General features: G+C 60.9%; 16 protein-coding genes. 3 read left to right on the top strand and 13 right to left on the bottom strand.

All coding sequences use genetic code 11. The features are described 5' to 3' along the window. Positions 1 to 49: 49 nt before the first annotated feature. From BG90_RS35870 to sctU, 13 genes are all read right to left on the bottom strand, one after another. The gene (locus BG90_RS35870) at positions 50 to 526 is read right to left on the bottom strand and encodes a hypothetical protein (RefSeq protein ID WP_124072330.1); all 477 of its coding nucleotides are present in this window, start codon (positions 524 to 526) and stop codon (positions 50 to 52) included. 1,144 nt (positions 527 to 1,670) lie between these two features. Beyond that, positions 1,671 to 2,369, bottom strand: a complete 699-nt coding sequence (locus BG90_RS28285; RefSeq protein WP_045568491.1) for a response regulator transcription factor — start codon at positions 2,367 to 2,369, stop codon at positions 1,671 to 1,673. Between the two features lie 922 nt (positions 2,370 to 3,291). Further along, positions 3,292 to 3,747, bottom strand: coding sequence for a CesT family type III secretion system chaperone (locus BG90_RS28280; protein WP_010112502.1), 456 nt, complete (start codon positions 3,745 to 3,747; stop codon positions 3,292 to 3,294). 112 nt (positions 3,748 to 3,859) lie between these two features. Then, positions 3,860 to 4,147 (bottom strand): hypothetical protein, encoded by a 288-nt coding sequence (locus BG90_RS28275; protein WP_010119353.1) that lies wholly within the window; start codon positions 4,145 to 4,147, stop codon positions 3,860 to 3,862. Positions 4,148 to 4,279: 132 nt separating this feature from the next. Continuing rightward, entirely contained in the window at positions 4,280 to 4,528 is a 249-nt protein-coding gene (locus BG90_RS28270) for a hypothetical protein (RefSeq protein ID WP_025990274.1), read from the bottom strand. Positions 4,529 to 4,583: 55 nt separating this feature from the next. Further along, a complete protein-coding gene (locus BG90_RS28265; protein WP_010119350.1) occupies positions 4,584 to 5,633 on the bottom strand; it encodes a hypothetical protein in 1,050 nt (349 codons plus the stop codon). 141 nt (positions 5,634 to 5,774) lie between these two features. After that, the gene (locus BG90_RS37075) at positions 5,775 to 6,692 is read right to left on the bottom strand and encodes a hypothetical protein (protein WP_010112510.1); all 918 of its coding nucleotides are present in this window, start codon (positions 6,690 to 6,692) and stop codon (positions 5,775 to 5,777) included. A 37-nt stretch (positions 6,693 to 6,729) separates the two neighbouring features. Then, positions 6,730 to 6,993, bottom strand: coding sequence for a type III secretion system export apparatus subunit SctS (gene sctS / locus BG90_RS28255; RefSeq protein WP_010112512.1), 264 nt, complete (start codon positions 6,991 to 6,993; stop codon positions 6,730 to 6,732). A gap of 22 nt (positions 6,994 to 7,015) precedes the next feature. Next, positions 7,016 to 7,666 carry a type III secretion system export apparatus subunit SctR gene (gene sctR, locus BG90_RS28250; protein WP_010112514.1) on the bottom strand — a complete coding sequence of 217 codons (651 nt, stop codon included), beginning with the start codon at positions 7,664 to 7,666 and terminating at the stop codon, positions 7,016 to 7,018. Further along, a complete protein-coding gene (sctQ, locus tag BG90_RS28245; protein WP_025990273.1) occupies positions 7,650 to 8,732 on the bottom strand; it encodes a type III secretion system cytoplasmic ring protein SctQ in 1,083 nt (360 codons plus the stop codon). The genes sctR and sctQ overlap by 17 nt, the downstream gene beginning before the upstream one ends. A 227-nt stretch (positions 8,733 to 8,959) precedes the next feature. Then, positions 8,960 to 9,634 carry a type III secretion system protein SctP gene (gene sctP / locus BG90_RS34195; protein ID WP_010112518.1) on the bottom strand — a complete coding sequence of 225 codons (675 nt, stop codon included), beginning with the start codon at positions 9,632 to 9,634 and terminating at the stop codon, positions 8,960 to 8,962. Between the two features lie 9 nt (positions 9,635 to 9,643). After that, positions 9,644 to 11,761 (bottom strand): type III secretion system export apparatus subunit SctV, encoded by a 2,118-nt coding sequence (gene sctV / locus BG90_RS28235; RefSeq protein WP_025990271.1) that lies wholly within the window; start codon positions 11,759 to 11,761, stop codon positions 9,644 to 9,646. Between the two features lie 15 nt (positions 11,762 to 11,776). After that, entirely contained in the window at positions 11,777 to 12,835 is a 1,059-nt protein-coding gene (gene sctU, locus BG90_RS28230; protein WP_010112523.1) for a type III secretion system export apparatus subunit SctU, read from the bottom strand. Positions 12,836 to 13,116: 281 nt separating this feature from the next. On the opposite strand from sctU, the gene BG90_RS28225 reads away from it, so the two are divergent. The 3 genes from BG90_RS28225 to sctJ are packed head-to-tail and all read left to right on the top strand — an operon-like array spanning position 13,117 to position 14,974. Beyond that, the gene (locus BG90_RS28225) at positions 13,117 to 13,686 is read left to right on the top strand and encodes an HrpB1 family type III secretion system apparatus protein (RefSeq protein ID WP_010112525.1); all 570 of its coding nucleotides are present in this window, start codon (positions 13,117 to 13,119) and stop codon (positions 13,684 to 13,686) included. Between the two features lie 36 nt (positions 13,687 to 13,722). Next, complete coding sequence (locus BG90_RS28220; protein ID WP_010112527.1) at positions 13,723 to 14,109, top strand: type III secretion protein HrpB2; 387 nt, start codon at positions 13,723 to 13,725, stop codon at positions 14,107 to 14,109. Between the two features lie 43 nt (positions 14,110 to 14,152). Next, the gene (gene sctJ / locus BG90_RS28215) at positions 14,153 to 14,974 is read left to right on the top strand and encodes a type III secretion system inner membrane ring lipoprotein SctJ (protein WP_025990270.1); all 822 of its coding nucleotides are present in this window, start codon (positions 14,153 to 14,155) and stop codon (positions 14,972 to 14,974) included. The last annotated feature ends 8 nt before the right edge of the window (positions 14,975 to 14,982 follow it).

Genomic DNA, 14,982 nt, shown 5'->3' with positions numbered 1-14,982 from the left:
ATCAAAGCGATATTCGTCGTGCCGCTGGGGGCTTCGGCAACGGCCGCGCTCACGCGTATTTTGGTGACTTCATCGATTCATCGATCCTCGAGATGCGATAGATGATGAAGTAACACGAGGAATCGATCGGCGGCTTCGACGCGGCGACGCCGATTGACATATTTATCTTTTGAGCATGGAAATAAATGCGCCAACTCAATCCGAGAAAATCCGTTCCGCCGCAGCCTACGGTGACATATTTAATGCGGTTCACGCGTACGGACCAGACTTGCGCTTGTAGAGCATGGGCGAGGATTTCGATGTCGAACCCGGTTGCCTTCGCGTCACGCCCGATATCGTTCAGGGACGGTTCGCCGGGGTCGTTGCGCCGGACAGCGGCCGTTTGCGGTGTATCGGCAATGTGCGGAAGCGCGCCAGGCCTTCGGCATGGCCGCGCGGAGCGTGCGGAAGGTTGGGCTGGTCGCGAGCATGGCCTGACAGTCGACGGAATCGCTCCACGTGCGCATGAAACGTGTGCGCTTCTCATCTTTTGCTCACTTGCAAATGCCGATGCGAAGGTAGCGTAATCGGATCGCGGTTGGATGCCCAAGTATTCAAGCTGGTATGACGAAAGCGAGCGCGATGCAACGAATTCGAGTCGATGCGGCTACGGCGGCAAGGTCGTAGATAGCAGGCACCGGTTATCTGCCTACGTCGGCTGGCTCGATTCATCTGGCGGCGGGCCATCGACTTCCGCTCACGTCAGGTCGTGGGTGGGCGGATGAAAACAAAGCCGGCGCGTGAGTTCATGCTGACATGCTGCACATTGCCGGGGCGTGCCGCAAGCGGTCGCGAACCATGCTCGCGTCAAGTGTGAGCGAGCCGTGCCGCGACATGCGTCATCGGCTCATTGGCGCGGGGGCGTTTGCGGCTGTCTCTGCGGCGGCAACGGCCAGTTGTCGCTACGGCTTCCGCCCGTCGGCGAATTTCACGTGCTCATCGCGCGTGAGCATCATCACGAAATCGGCAACGCTGTTTCCGTCCGGGATGCGCCGCGCGCCGTCGGCTGCGCGTGTACGGATGGAGCGCAGCGTGGTCTGACTGCCGCGCAGCGTGTAAATCGAACATCTCGAACCGACGGTCGCAGCCGCTTACCGCGTAGTCGTGACCTTCGCTTCGCGCGGTCTTCGGTGCGTCGATGAATTCGCGTTGCCGCGCCCACGGCAACTCGTTCGCGGCGAAGTGCAGCGCGGTGCGTTGTCCGGACTTGCGCGTCGCGTTCGGATCCCCGCATGTCACGAACCACCAATAGGCACTGCCAGAAGTACGTTCAGCACGACAATCCCCACGAACGCGAGCTTCCAGAATGTCGATCCAATCACGGCCCGGCCGACGCCCGATTGGATGAAGCCCGTCGTCGGATGGATCGCGTCGTGCCGTGGCAGGCTTCCTTGCAGTCCGTCGACAATCGGATCACCAATGTCTCATCGGCTCGGCTCTACCGGATGTCCAGGCAAGCGGCTTGCCGTAAAAGTCGATATGCACTCGGGATATTTGGAAACCACCTCCAAGTTGACGCGTTGAGCATGGTGAGGGAATTTTTATGTTGTGCAGGATGATTTTATTTTGTTATAAATATAATAAGTTAATTGTTTCGATGGAAGTGTTCGATGGGTTGAATTTTAAATATATTATTGGTATATTTTTCCAATATACTCGAGTCTATATCCATGTCTGTAGACGGAGCGCAATATGACAAGATTGTAACGCGTTAATCCTAATTTTTGCCTGATGCGATAAATGTGGGTGTCGAGCGTGCGAAAGCTTGCCTCGTCGGGCGGGCGCCCCCAAACGAGGGAAACCATCTTGTCTCGCGGCACGACCTGTCCGAGATTCTGGGCAAGTAATTCGATGATCTCATATTCCTTGGGGGATAGCGGTATTTTTTCGCGATGAAGGTAGACTGTTTTTTCGATTGTTTGGATTTTATATGGGCCAATTTCCATCAATTCGGGCCGAGTGTGAATTTCGCGGGATCGTCGATATAGCGCCTTCACGCGCGCGACGAATTCTTGCTCCCTGGGGGGCTTGATCACGTAATCATCGGCGCCGGCCTCCAATGCCGTAACGACATCCGACTCGAGAACCGCATTCGTCAATATGAGGACCGGGACGGTAGCGTGGTTCTTTCGTATCCAGGCCAGAACTTCAAGTCCGTCGAGATCTGGCAATCGTCTGTCGAGAATGACTAAATCCGGAGTCATTCGATGAATCTCGCGAAATGCTCGCTCGCCATCAAGCAATATCTTCACTTTCCATCCGTGTCCCGCCAGAATTGACTGGTAGTATTGAGCTTGAATTTCGTCATCCTCGATCAAGTAAATAACCACCTGCTACCTCGTGCTGTTTGATGCTCTTGTTTCGTTGATCTCGACATCAATTTTGATTGAAATCGAATTGTCTGATATGGCCTTAATTTTTATATTAACTAAGATATTTCAGTGTTTATGGATGTGCGGATTTTTGGGCATTGGTGAGTGCTTCAATGATTTCTATGATGATGGCGTTGGTGAGGGCGCGGTAATTGCTTGGAAAGCTCGAATCCTCTCGACAATGCGTCGTCTCGATGTTCGCAATATGGCATATGTGCCCCTATTTTTTGTGTCCATGATCTGAATTGTGGACATATATCGGCGATAGATTCACAACTTTCCTGAAGCAGGCAATCAGCCGGGAGAGCTAGCCGTGATGTTCAACGGGCGACGTTCCGAGTTCGCAAGAGAATGTCGTCGATCAGTCGCAGACACGCTGTTGCATCGATCCATCCCACTATGTAGGAGATGGCTAAATCACGAAGACGCAAGAAGGATGGACAGCATCCATCGATTGGTCCATCCGTGCCGAACCCGATTACACGGAGGAATGCTGGACGATCGGTGCGCTGGCATTGTTTAGCATCGCAACTTTTTTTGACGCAATTGAGCGGGATAAGCAGGCGCTTACGCGGTGCTTTCAATTTGCATGGGTGACTCGTTCCCGGTGGGCGAGTCGGACGAGCGGAATGACGCGAACGTCGTCAGTCGGTCTGGATACGTGGAATTTTCGTCCGACTGAACTCACGGGAAAGTCAAAAGTGGTGTCGCTGTTCGTCGAAAGCCTGATTCTGCCTGTATGATTTTGCTGGGATTCTCACGACAACGGTTGAGGCGACCACCGCCACGTATCCTCGTGAGAGCTCGGCGGCGGCACGGTCGGGTCGAGCGGCGGCCTCCAGCCGTTCGGCGGTGTTGCGCCGCCGCAGTTTGCGGCGCGTCAAGCGCGCAGCCAATAATATTCGCCTGAAGCGATGCCTTCGAACATTTCGTCGCTCGCTTCGATGATGTTTTGCCTCCAGTAGCGGCCGTGTTCCGCGTAATGGGCGAGCAGGTCGGCCAGTTCGCCACCGTCGATTCCGCTACTGAACGGCAGCCTCAGAATCAGCATGATGCTGCCCGTGTTGCCGTCGATGCCAAGCTGTGCCTGATCCTGTGCGTAGATGAGCAGGTTCGCCTCGAGCATCAGCCTGAATACGGTCAGTGTCCGACCCGCCGTCACCGTGCCGAAATGGAAGTTCGCGTAAATCGCGCCTGGGTCGTTGTCGAAGTAATCGAGGCGGACATCAAAGCCTTCCACTTCGATCATGCGCGCTTCCAGCACGTTGTCGACGTTGGTGAGTCCGACGGTTGCGCACAGATCCCGGATCAACTGGATATAGCGCTCGCTGCTCATGCTGCGGAAGTCTAGGGGATGATGGGCGTGACGGAACCGGAGCCGACCAGCGTCGCGCAAGCTGGCCGGCTTCCCGGAGCCCGGGAGGGCGGGCATCCGGAGCACGCATCGGTTAGCCGGCTTGCGACGCGCTCTTCACGTTGCTGGCGCCGCTCTTTAAAATGTTGGTGAACGCGGCGGTCATGGCCTGCTGATACTGCATTTGCGCAGTGTCCCTTGCCATCCGATTCAGCTTGTTGCTCATTGTCTGCATGTCATTTTGGGTCGACGTCCCTTCCGTCATGCCCTGCATCAAGCTGTCCGTGACTCCTGCGATATTCGATATGGTGCTTGCTTTACTACCGGCCGTATCGAGCATGTCCTGGGCCCCATTGAGCACGCCGCTGATTAAATTTGCCATGGTGAATGACCTCGCTCTGATTAAAGATTCCTGCTGTCGATCAACGCCAGGTCTCCTGCGTCGGAGCGTTGCCGCCCTCGCAGCGAGACAGGCTCGTGTTGCAGACAAGCATGACGCTTGCGTGCGTGTGCGTCAGGAGACCGGCATTTTTTCCGCATCCTGCAATCCGGTTAGTACACGGGAGGTCGCGAGAAAGCCGCGATACAGCTTTGCGAGATTGCTCCGGTCGAGGTCGCTATCGGCGGAGGCGGCGCCGAGGCGTTCTGCGACCGCTTCTACGGCAACGCACAGCTCGCGGAGCCGATCCGTGCCGGCCGGATCGTCCAGCAATGTGCGGACTTCGTTGAAGTCCCGTGCAAAAGGATCAAGTGGTTCATACATTGAGGATTCCTCCAGAAAGCGGACGTAGGAACGGCGCGCGATCGGCCGCGAATGATCAGCCGGGCATATTGGGCGGAAGCGGAGGCACGTCGGACGTCATTGCCGGCGCTTCGCTATGCTTGACGGCTCCGTCGCCTGAGTCGGCCGGCGCATCAGCAGCGTAGACGTGCTTTACGCCGTCAGGCGTCTGCGCGTATTGCACGTTGCCCGCCGAGATCATTTCTGCATACGACGTCGGACCGGCGCCCACAGTCGAGGCGGCCGGCTCGGACGCGACGATGGAGACTTCCGTGACGTTAGGGTCGAGATCGGCGCGTATGCGCTCGACAGCAGATTCGAGCGCTTCGCGACTGCCTGCCGAACCCTTCACGACGAAGCGGCCACCGCCCGAATACTCGACTCGCGCGCCGGGCACGCCGAGCGATTCCTCGATGCTGCGCGAAACCTGCGGCGCGATGTCGTAACGGCTCACGATGCCGGGCGTCGTGATGCGTGTGAGCAATGTGCGTACGGCGTCGGCATCGGCCGCGCGCGCGATCATCCCGGTTACAACCACCGTGTCGCCGACCGGGCGCACGTGCAGTCCGTCGATGTGAGCGGCCGCGAGTGCTTCGACGACGCGCTGAACGCGATTTCCGGCATTCGGTGGCGGTGCGGCGCGGCTTATTTGCGAAGTCGATAGCGCGGTGAGCGCGAGCGTGATTGAGCCGAGCACAAGGCATGCTGCTACCGGGCGCGCGTAACGATGACGCCAGACCGGCCTGGTCGCACGCTGCACGAGCAGCATTGACAACAGGTCGAAGTCGGATGGCCATGCGGCCGTGTCGGGCCCAACGCAGAGGACCGTGCCGTCGAACTGCATCGGCACGAAGTCGACGAACGAGATCAACTCGGGCGAATCCTCGGCCGGCGTCGCGCTTTCGATATCCGTCGCGACGAGCCGTGCGCGCACGACGTCGTCCTCGACGTGCATCAAGAGATCGGGGGCATGCCAGTCGGTCAACCGGATGTGGGCATCGTCGTCCGAACCGATGCGATGCGTGCCGGGCGCAAGCTGCAACTGCGCACCCGCGTGTACACCTGTCAGAATCCGCAACAGCTTCATGATGCTCGTGCCAGGGCGATGAGGGAAAGTCGCGGCGATCCGTTTCGGATATGCGCCTGCTGGTCGATAGTATAGGCACGCGGATCGATTCCTTTGACGCAAACGCGAAAGCGACCAATGGTATGCGAAAGGACACGCTCGTCATTCGCTCGATGCGGTACGCGAGTCCGGTGTCGACCGAGTCGCGGCTTCGCGTCCGGCCATCGGGGCGTGCGAGAGTCCGTTGCGGATCGTGAGCAGCGTGGCGATCGCGCAATCGAGCCGAACCGCCGTCCTCGGCATGCTCGCTTGCAGCCACAGCAACGGAAAGAGCAGATTGAAGCGCTGCATATCGGCATGCGCCGTGCGTTCGGGCGGGCGAGCGGCCTCGGGAGCGGCCGGAACGGTGAGAGCGGATTCGCGCAGTCTGGCGAGCGTGCCCGCGGGAATCGGTCCGACGCATCGCTGGATGATAAGGAAATCTAACGACAGATCGATCAGCTTCGCCGTGCGCGGCGTGTCCGGCGCTCGCATGCGCAGTGCCAGCATCTCGCGTTCCCAGGCCCGACCGATTGCATCCGCGCGCGCGCCTTCTTGACCGGGTGCCGCGTGGCGCTCGGCGATTGCATTGAAGCGATCGGGCGGTGGAGCCATGATGCGTGGCTCGGCGGCCTGTATCCGGGGATACGGCGCGTGCGGTTCCCGGTCCGTATCGTCGTCATGCTGCTGCTCACGGCCCCCCCTCCCGCCGCGGTCTCGGTCGCCGCCCGATGCGAGCTCGTCGTGATGAACGGGCATGTCGTCGCCTTCGTCACCGGCGTTGCCGGCGCCATTCCGGCGCAGTCGATTCGCGATCTTGCGCTTGCGCGCGAGCGCATTTGTTTTGGCCGTGCGCAGCGGCTTGCCGCTGGGTTTCGGTTCGGTGCAATACGTGAAATTGGTCGTTCCGCGATACAGCGCAGCAGCCAGCGCGCCGCTGCGTGCGGCCGACCGATCGGCGGCTCGCTGTTGGGCGTCGGCCGACTGTTGCAGTTGGGCTGTTGACGCCTGATTCCGGGATTGGCGAGATACTTGGCTCATGCAAACCGCCTGGGACAATTTACGCGTTGGAGCGCATTCATTGCGGCGCAGCAAGCTGCATCATCTGATTCGCGAAATGCAGGATCGCCGCACAGCCTGTCGGCGCCGCGACGATGATCGTGATCGTGACGGCGATCAGCTTGGCAACTTGCGGCAAGGTTTGATCCTGCAGCGAGGTGATCGCTTGCACGAACGAAACGCCCAGCCCGACCAGGGCGGCGACGATCACGGGCGGCAGCGAGACGGTCAGGCATAGCAGCATGCCCTGCGTGGAGAAACGGATCAGCGAATCGATATCCATGGCGTTTGACGGTCGGACGCGCTCACTTGTAAGTCATGACCAAGCCATGGATCAGCGCGGACCAACCGTCCATGACGACGAACAACAAAAGCTTGAATGGGATGGCGACGTTGGTCGGCGTGACCTGATTGAGCCCCAGTGCGAGGAGCACATTGGCGATCACGAGATCGACGATGATGAACGTGATGTACAGCAGGAAACCGATCTTGAACGCGTCGGTCAGCTCCGACAGCGCGAACGCCGGTGCGAGAACGACGAGGTCGTGCTCGCTCAGGCGAGACGCTTCATCCTTCGGCCAGATGACGGTCGCGGAGCGGATGAAGAAGCGCTTTTCGCGTTCCTGGGTGTGCTTCTCCAGAAACGCGCGAAATGGCTCGCGTGCCGCGCTGAGCGCTTGGATCAGCGCTTGAGAGGATTGCGAAGCGAGTTGTTGTCCGTCGAGCGACTTCGCCGCCTGCATGCCGACGGGCGCCATCACGTAGAGAGAGGCCAGAATCGCAATGCCGTTGAGCACCATGTTGGGCGGGACCTGTTGCACGCCGAGCGCATTGCGCAGGAGTCCGAGCACGACGACGATCTTTGCGTAAGACGTAACGACCATCGCAATGAATGGCAACAGACTGATTGCGACGACAATGAGCAGCAGCCCGGTGATGTCACTGATCTGAATCATGCCGGTGTGCCATTCGGATGATACGAACGCCCAGATGCTCGCCGACCGCGACCAGCTCGCCGAAGCCGACCGTCTGGCCATGCACGACGATCCGCAGCCTTGCGTCCGCTACCGCCACAGGGAGCTCGATTACATAACCAGGCTCGAGCACCGATAGCTGATCGATCGGCAATGAGACGGTATCGATCTCGAACTGCACTGGAAGCTCGAGCTCGCCGATCCGGGCCGGCTCGTCTGCTGTGGCGACGGCGAGCCCGGCGTCCGCTTGATCTGCATCTTCCGACATCGAAAACTCCTTCAGGAGAATGAACGACTGCACGTCCAATTGCACGGCAGCGTGAAGGCGAGCATGTCCGCGCGCACCCCACGCAGCTACGGCGCACAGAGACGCGGCGGCTGGCGTGCCCGTCGTGAGCAGTGTCGCGTCGAAGCGGGGAAAGAGGCTTCGCAGCAGTACGTCGCCTGCTTTCAAGGCGCCGAGCGTGTTGACCGGCAGGGACCGCACGCCGACGATCAATGCGCCCGGTATCATCAGTGCCGGTCTGCGGACTGCGGGCAGGGCGCGCAGCAGCGCATCGACGATGTCGTAGCCGCGCAATGGCAGGCTGATCGCACAGTCGATGCGGCGCTCGTCGAGTGTCAGCGACAGTCTGAATGCCGGTTGGCCGCGCCAATCGTCGTCAGCGCGATCCGCAAGACGGCGCCGCGTGACCGAGACGACGCTTGGCGAAGGCAATCCGCAATGTACAAGACGCTCGATGAGCGGTGCGAGCAAGATGCCGGCGACGGCTTGCCGCATCGCAATTTCCCCGGATGCGAGAGAGTGCGCGCGCGAGCCGTCACATTCCGGATACGCCGAGATATTCAGTTCGGGGTGCGTATCGAGATCGATCGCGATGAACACGGAAAACGCGCTCACACCTTCGGATGGCCCGAGCGACAACTCGATGATCGCCGGATCGACGAGGAGATCTAGGTAAACAAGCAAGTCGTCAACGGGCACGCGCCCCCACGACGTGAGTCCGGTTACGGACGCGGCGAGCGCGTCGATGCGAGCGTCGAACAGGGTCTTCGAAGCGCGTGCGGCTGCCGGCGTGATCCGCGCCGGCGAGAACGGAGCAATTGCAGGCGTCGCGATGTGCGTTGCAGAAGGCTGAAGCGAGGTCGATCGATTCTCTGGCCTGTCGACCGCATGCGGCCGAGCTGCGGACATGGGCGCGGCGAGGCCGTTGGCGCAGGTGACGTCTTCGGTCGGATCGACGGCAAATGGTGAGGCCATGTGTTGAAAGGTGGTTACCACACAGACAGATGGATGTCGCGGGCGTTGCCCCACGAGCGCATCACTTTGTCGAGCTCGCGCTCGAGCTGCGCGCTATGCGCTAAGAGTAAATCACGCGTCTCGCGATCGGACACGTCGAACCGAAGTCTGATGTCGAAACGCGAAAGCGCCAGGAACAGTGTCGTGTGAGGCAGTAGTTCGGGGTCGAGAGTCAGTTGCACTTCCCAGTTGCCGGCGGACGCGATCGCGCGATCGCCGCAGAATGCGCCGATCTCGCGGGCCAGCATGCCGACGACTCGCAGGTAGCGCTGCTGCCGTTCGCAGATGACCGACACGATTGGGGCGATCGCGTGCTGAACGTGCTCGTATAGCGGATGCTCGGCGATCGAGCTTGCGGCCGGCTCCATGACGGGGTTGCCCTCGGGCAGTTCGTCGAGCGGCGTTGCCGGTGCGTTCGCCGCATCGCCGGCATGGGAATCCGCGTCCGGGAGCGAGCCGGATCGGCGCGCGAACCCCGTGCCGTTGTCCGAGTCGGAAGGGGGCGGCGTGCCGATCCGCAGGACGGGATGGCGCGGAGCTCGGCGCCGCGCGAGCATTGCATAGTCGAAGCGGCGCTCGCACGTCGCGCTCGGCGGCGCATTTGCGCCGCCCGGAATGATGCGCAACTGGCGGTAACCGATATAGGCCATCGCGCGTCGTCAGCCCTGGAGGGATACGCGGCCGACCGGGCACAGCTCGACGTGTTCGCCAAGCTCCTGATACGAATACACGGCGAGCCAGTTGAGCCGCCCCTCGATCATTCGGCGAACATAGCGGCGGATGTCCATCGACGTGACGAGCACGATGTCGGTGCGGGGCGCCGCGCCGACGAGCGACAGGATCCGCTCGATCAGCAGCGTCGCATCACTGGGAGGCAGCGCGAGAAAATTGCCTGTCGGCGTTTGCTTGATCGCTTGGCGGATGTGCTGTTCCACCTGCATATCGAACAGGACGGCGGACAGCATGCGTGCGCCTTGCGCAGCACGATGGGCGAGAAAGCGCGACAGGTCACCGCGCACGTATTCGGTCAGCATCAGCATGTCTTTTTCCTTCGCTCCCCACGTGATCAGACTTTCCATGATCGTACGGACGTTGCGGATCGATATCTGTTCTTCGAGCAGGCGACGCAGAACTTCGGCGATCCGCGTCGGCGGCAGGACCTTTTGCACTTCGGCGACGAGCCCCGGCGAATCGATCGCCAATTGATCGAGGATCCATTGCACCTCCTGGATGCCAAGAAAGAGCGGCGCATGAGCGCGTATCGCAGCAACCGACGCATGCGCGATGACCTGTTCGGCGCGCCACACGCCGTCTTTCGCCGAGGCCGCATGCTCGTCGATCCAGTGCGTCGCCTCGCCATCCGCGTGGATCGGCGGGCCGGTTTCGCTATGCTCGAACAACGTCCGGCGCCGCTCGATCTGCTCGTCCGTCGGCGTGGCGTGAGCGGACGAGGCGGGCGCTTCCTGCGACAGCATCACTTTGCCGGCCGGAAGCGTGACGGACAGATGAGGTACATCGTGAATCAACACCTCGAAGGTCGCTGCGGCGAGCGCCGGATGTATCCACATCGTGACGCCCGGAAACGGGAGCCCGAGCTCGTCCTGCAGGCGCGCACGATCGCGCTCGAGCGCTTCGTCGAGTTTCGGCATCGCAAGACCGGCGGTGAGATCCGGCGCGATCCGAACGCCGATCGGGCAAGCGAATTGCGGGGCGCGGGGCAGGATTGGAGGAACATCGGTTTTGGCGCCCGAACGCTGCATTGCTCGTAGCGTTTCCTGTTCGTGTCCGCGAGCCGCGTGAGCCGATGGCGAGTGTCTCCGAGACAGTCGATAGCCAGTGAACGCGAGCACGACAGCGAGCATCACGAACAGCGCAATCGGGAATCCCGGCACGGCGGCGAAGCCGAGCAAGAGAATCGCCGCGAAGAACAGCGCGCGAGTGCTCGCGCCGAGCTGATGGCCGATCTCGTCGCCGAGCGAGCGCTGCCTCGAGTGACGCTCGTCGGTAACGCGTGTGATCATCACGCCCGCCGCCACCGATAGCAGCAGTGACGGGATTTGCGACACCATCGCATCGCCAACCGACAGCACCGAGAACCGGCTTGCCGCGTCGCCTGCCGACATCCCGTGATAGGCGACGCCGACCGCAATACCCGCAACGATATTGATCATCGTGATGATGAGGCCGGCGATGGCGTCGCCCTTGACGAACTTCATCGCGCCGTCCATTCCGCCGTGCAACTGACTCTCGACGGCGAGCGTCGCGCGCTTCCTCCGGGCTTCCTCAGTGGTCAGTAGACCCGCCCGCAAGTCGGCGTCGATACTCATCTGTTTGCCGGGCAGCGCATCGAGCGTGAAGCGCGCGCCGACTTCCGCCACACGCTCGGAACCTTTCGCGATCACGATGAATTGCACGGTCGTGATGATCGCGAATACGACGAGGCCCACGACGAGATTGCCGCCTACGACCAGTTCTCCGAAGCTCTCGATGATGTTGCCTGCCTCGGCGTGCAGCAGGATCGACTTGGTGGACGCGATGTTGAGCGATAGACGGAACAGCGTCGTGAACAGCAGTAGAGACGGAAACGCGGATAGCTCGGTCACGTCGGGAATGTACATCGTCACCATGAGCAGCGTCACGCTGATCGTGATGTTCACGCCGAGCAGCACGTCGATCAAGACCGGTGGCAGCGGCAGGATCATCAGCGAGATGATCGCGATGACCAAGGCGACGATTCCGATTTCTCCGCCAGCGGGCAGTTTTCTCGATTTGAACATCGGCGATCTCGAAAATCAGGGCCGGTCATCCTGCCGTGCGCCGATCGCGTCGACCCAGCGCAGGATCGCCGCGATGATCTCGAATAGCTCTTCGGGTATCGGCTCTTCGACGCCGACCTCGAACAGCGCGCGCGCGACGGGTGGATTACCGACGATCGGCACGTTTGCGTTCTGCGCCGCGCGCCGCAACGCGGCGGCTGTTTCGTCGGTGCCTTTCGCGATCACTCGGGGCAGCGGATGCTCGTCGGACGCGTAGCGAACCGCGACGGCATAGTGGGTCGGATTGACGACGACGAAGTTCGCGCGCGCAACCTGACGCTGCGGCGGCGCGGCCGCAAGCTCGCGCGCGATCCGCCTGCGCTCGCCCTTGAGCAGCGGATCGCCTTCATCGTTCTTGGCTTCGCGCTTCACTTCGTCCTTCGACATCCTCATCTGTTTCATGAACATGAAGTGCTGCAGCTTCATGTCGGCTGCGCCCACCAGAGCGAAGAGACCCGCCGCCACCATGAGCAACTTCGTCAGGATTTCCCAGGATATTTGCGACAGTTCGGGCAGCGGTTGATACAGCGCGCCTGCGATGAGCGGGAACAGCCATTCGACCGTCTTCCACATCACGCAGAATACGGCAGCGGCCTTGACGAGCATCTTCACGGATTCGATCACGGTGCGCGGCGAGAAAATCCGCTTCAGGCCGTCGGCCGGACTGAGCGCACCGATATTCGGCATGACCGGCTTCATCGAAACTTGCAGCCCCACTTGCAGAATCGATCCGCCGATACCCGCGAGCGCCGCGGCGCACAGGTACGGCACGATCGCCCATAGCGCGATGCCGCCGAGCTTGTATAGCCGCGTGGTCATTTCGGCAAGCGAATGGTCGCCGGAGACGAACGTCAGCGCGCAGTCAACGAGCGAGCGCATTGCATCGTCGAGCGGGTCGGCGGCCGCCACCAGGAACAGGACCGCGGCCGTCATCGACGCGGCGTCGGAGAAGTCCGCGCTGCGGGATACCTGACCGTCCTTGCGTGCGTCCCGCAGCTTCTTCTCGGTTGGCTCCTCGGTCTTTTCGTCGCTCATGCATCGGCTCGGCTGTCATCTTTGTGATTTTTCGTTCGGTACATCGGCTCTATATAAATTAGCAGTCCCCGTCGATATCCCGTTTCGCATGAGCGAATCGAATACTGGCTATGCGAATCGGCGAGATTCGGCGTGAAATGCACGTCGATTTCGTATTCGCCGTATCCGTTTCGTGTTGACGATCGCGGGGCGACGCGATGGTTGCTAAGGTTCAGGCAGGTATCGCGGCACGCCGGGCGCGTCGCGTCGATCGATGAAGTTCAGATTCAGGAGAGTGTGCGATGACAGCCGATGTGCCGGAATACGTGCAATGCCGTCCCGAGATCGTCGGCGGGTTGGTCGAGACGGTCTCCACTGCGTTGCTGCGGACCTTTCCGAAGGTGACGGTGGATCCGTACGACATCGAATTGATTCTCGATGCGTTGCGCGTGATGCGCCCGCATGTGGCGGAAATTCAGATGCTCGACGGCGTGCTGCACATGGCCTTTGGGCGTTGGGATGATGCAATCCGCGTGCTGCGTGACGTTTGCATGGCCGCGCCGCACTTCGGTTATGCGAGGGCCCTGCTTGCGTTCTGTCTGTCGACGAAGGGTGACGAGGACTGGAAGCAACACGCGGCCGAGGCGCTCGCAACCACCCCGACCAACGACACGCTGGTGCTCGTAAAGGCACTTCATGCACGCGAGGATCTGGTGAAGGCGGTGCAGGCAAGCCGCAATGGCGGTCCGTTTGTGCCGCCGCAGTCGATCGTCGAACTGACTGCCGAACTCGAGCAGCCGACGCAGGAAACCGAGAAGCCGCTCGCCGAGCGGGTCGAGATAGCGCAATACGGCACCACGTTACGTGCGTGAACGACTGCGCAGCCGCCATTTCTTTCGGGATCGAACATGACCATCGACGTCAGTCGTGCCGCGTTGCAAATGTCGCTCAAGCAGCTCGCGGACGGGACAGCCGCGAATACGCCGGCTCATTTGTCGGAAAAGTTCAGCGCATTGATGCGGAAAGCGCCGATGGCGCCTATGCAGGCGCCGCGGAGTGCGGCGCTCGACACCGTGTCGAAGCTGGCGGCGGCGCAGGACATGGAACTGCAGCATAGCGTGAACGACATCGCGGATGCCTTGCGGCGTGCGCCTGCGCTCAATGTAAGTGAATTGAACATCGAGACGATTCGCCTGACTTACGAGATCGCGGGTACCCAGCTCGACATGGAGGCGAAGATGAGCATCGTAAACGCATCGAAGTCCGCGATCGAGACTTTGATGAAGAACCAGTGATGCCGGAGCAGGGCGACCGTGTGATGAGTGGCGAAAAGTCATGATGTCCGAGCGAAGGTCGATTCGCTGTCGCGCTGTGCAGTTGGTCTGTGTGCTCGCGCTGAGCGTCCAGCTAACGGGTTGCAAGAAGGAGCTGTATGGCGGCCTGTCCGAGCAGGATGTCAACGAGATGCTGGTCGCGCTTCTCGAAAATGGCGTCGACGCCTCGAAAGAGACCGCGGATGGAGGCAAGAACTGGACGCTCGGCGTCGAAAGCGATCAGCTCGTTCATGCGATGGGGGTGCTGCGCGCACGCGGCTTGCCCCGCAGCAAATTCGACGACCTTGGCAACTTGTTCAAAAAAGACGGCCTCGTGTCGACGCCGACCGAGGAGCGAATCCGCTTTATTTACGGGATGTCTCAGGAGTTGTCGTCGACGCTGTCGAAGATTGACGGCGTGCTGGTCGCGCGCGTGCAGATCGTGTTGCCGAACAACGACCCGCTCGCGCAAGCAGCCAAGCCGTCGTCGGCATCCGTGTTCATCAAGTATCGGCCCAGTTCCGACATCGGTGCACTGATTCCTCAGATCAAGACGCTCGTGATGCACAGTGTGGAGGGGCTGACCTATGAGCAGGTCAGCGTGACGGCAGTGGTCGCGGATTCCACGGATCTCGCGCGATTGGATCCCGGACCGCCGTCCGTGCCGCTCTGGTTGGGAGGCCTTCTGGCTTTTGGGGCGCTGTCGGTCGCGGCGGCCGCACTGTTTGTCGTGCTACGACGCCGTCCGGAGACGGAGCGCGCAGGCGACGTCGGTGGCAGGCCGCGATGGCGCGCGCGTGGCGCCGAACTTCTCGCGTGCTTGCGTCGCCGTCGGCAGACAAACTGAGTGAAGCC

Origin of the sequence: Burkholderia oklahomensis C6786 (genome assembly GCF_000959365.1) — a bacterium.
Classification (GTDB): Bacteria; Pseudomonadota; Gammaproteobacteria; order Burkholderiales; family Burkholderiaceae; genus Burkholderia; species Burkholderia oklahomensis.
The sequence above is the reverse complement of the archived record's forward strand: the minus strand, read 5'-3'. Positions and strand labels throughout refer to the sequence as shown.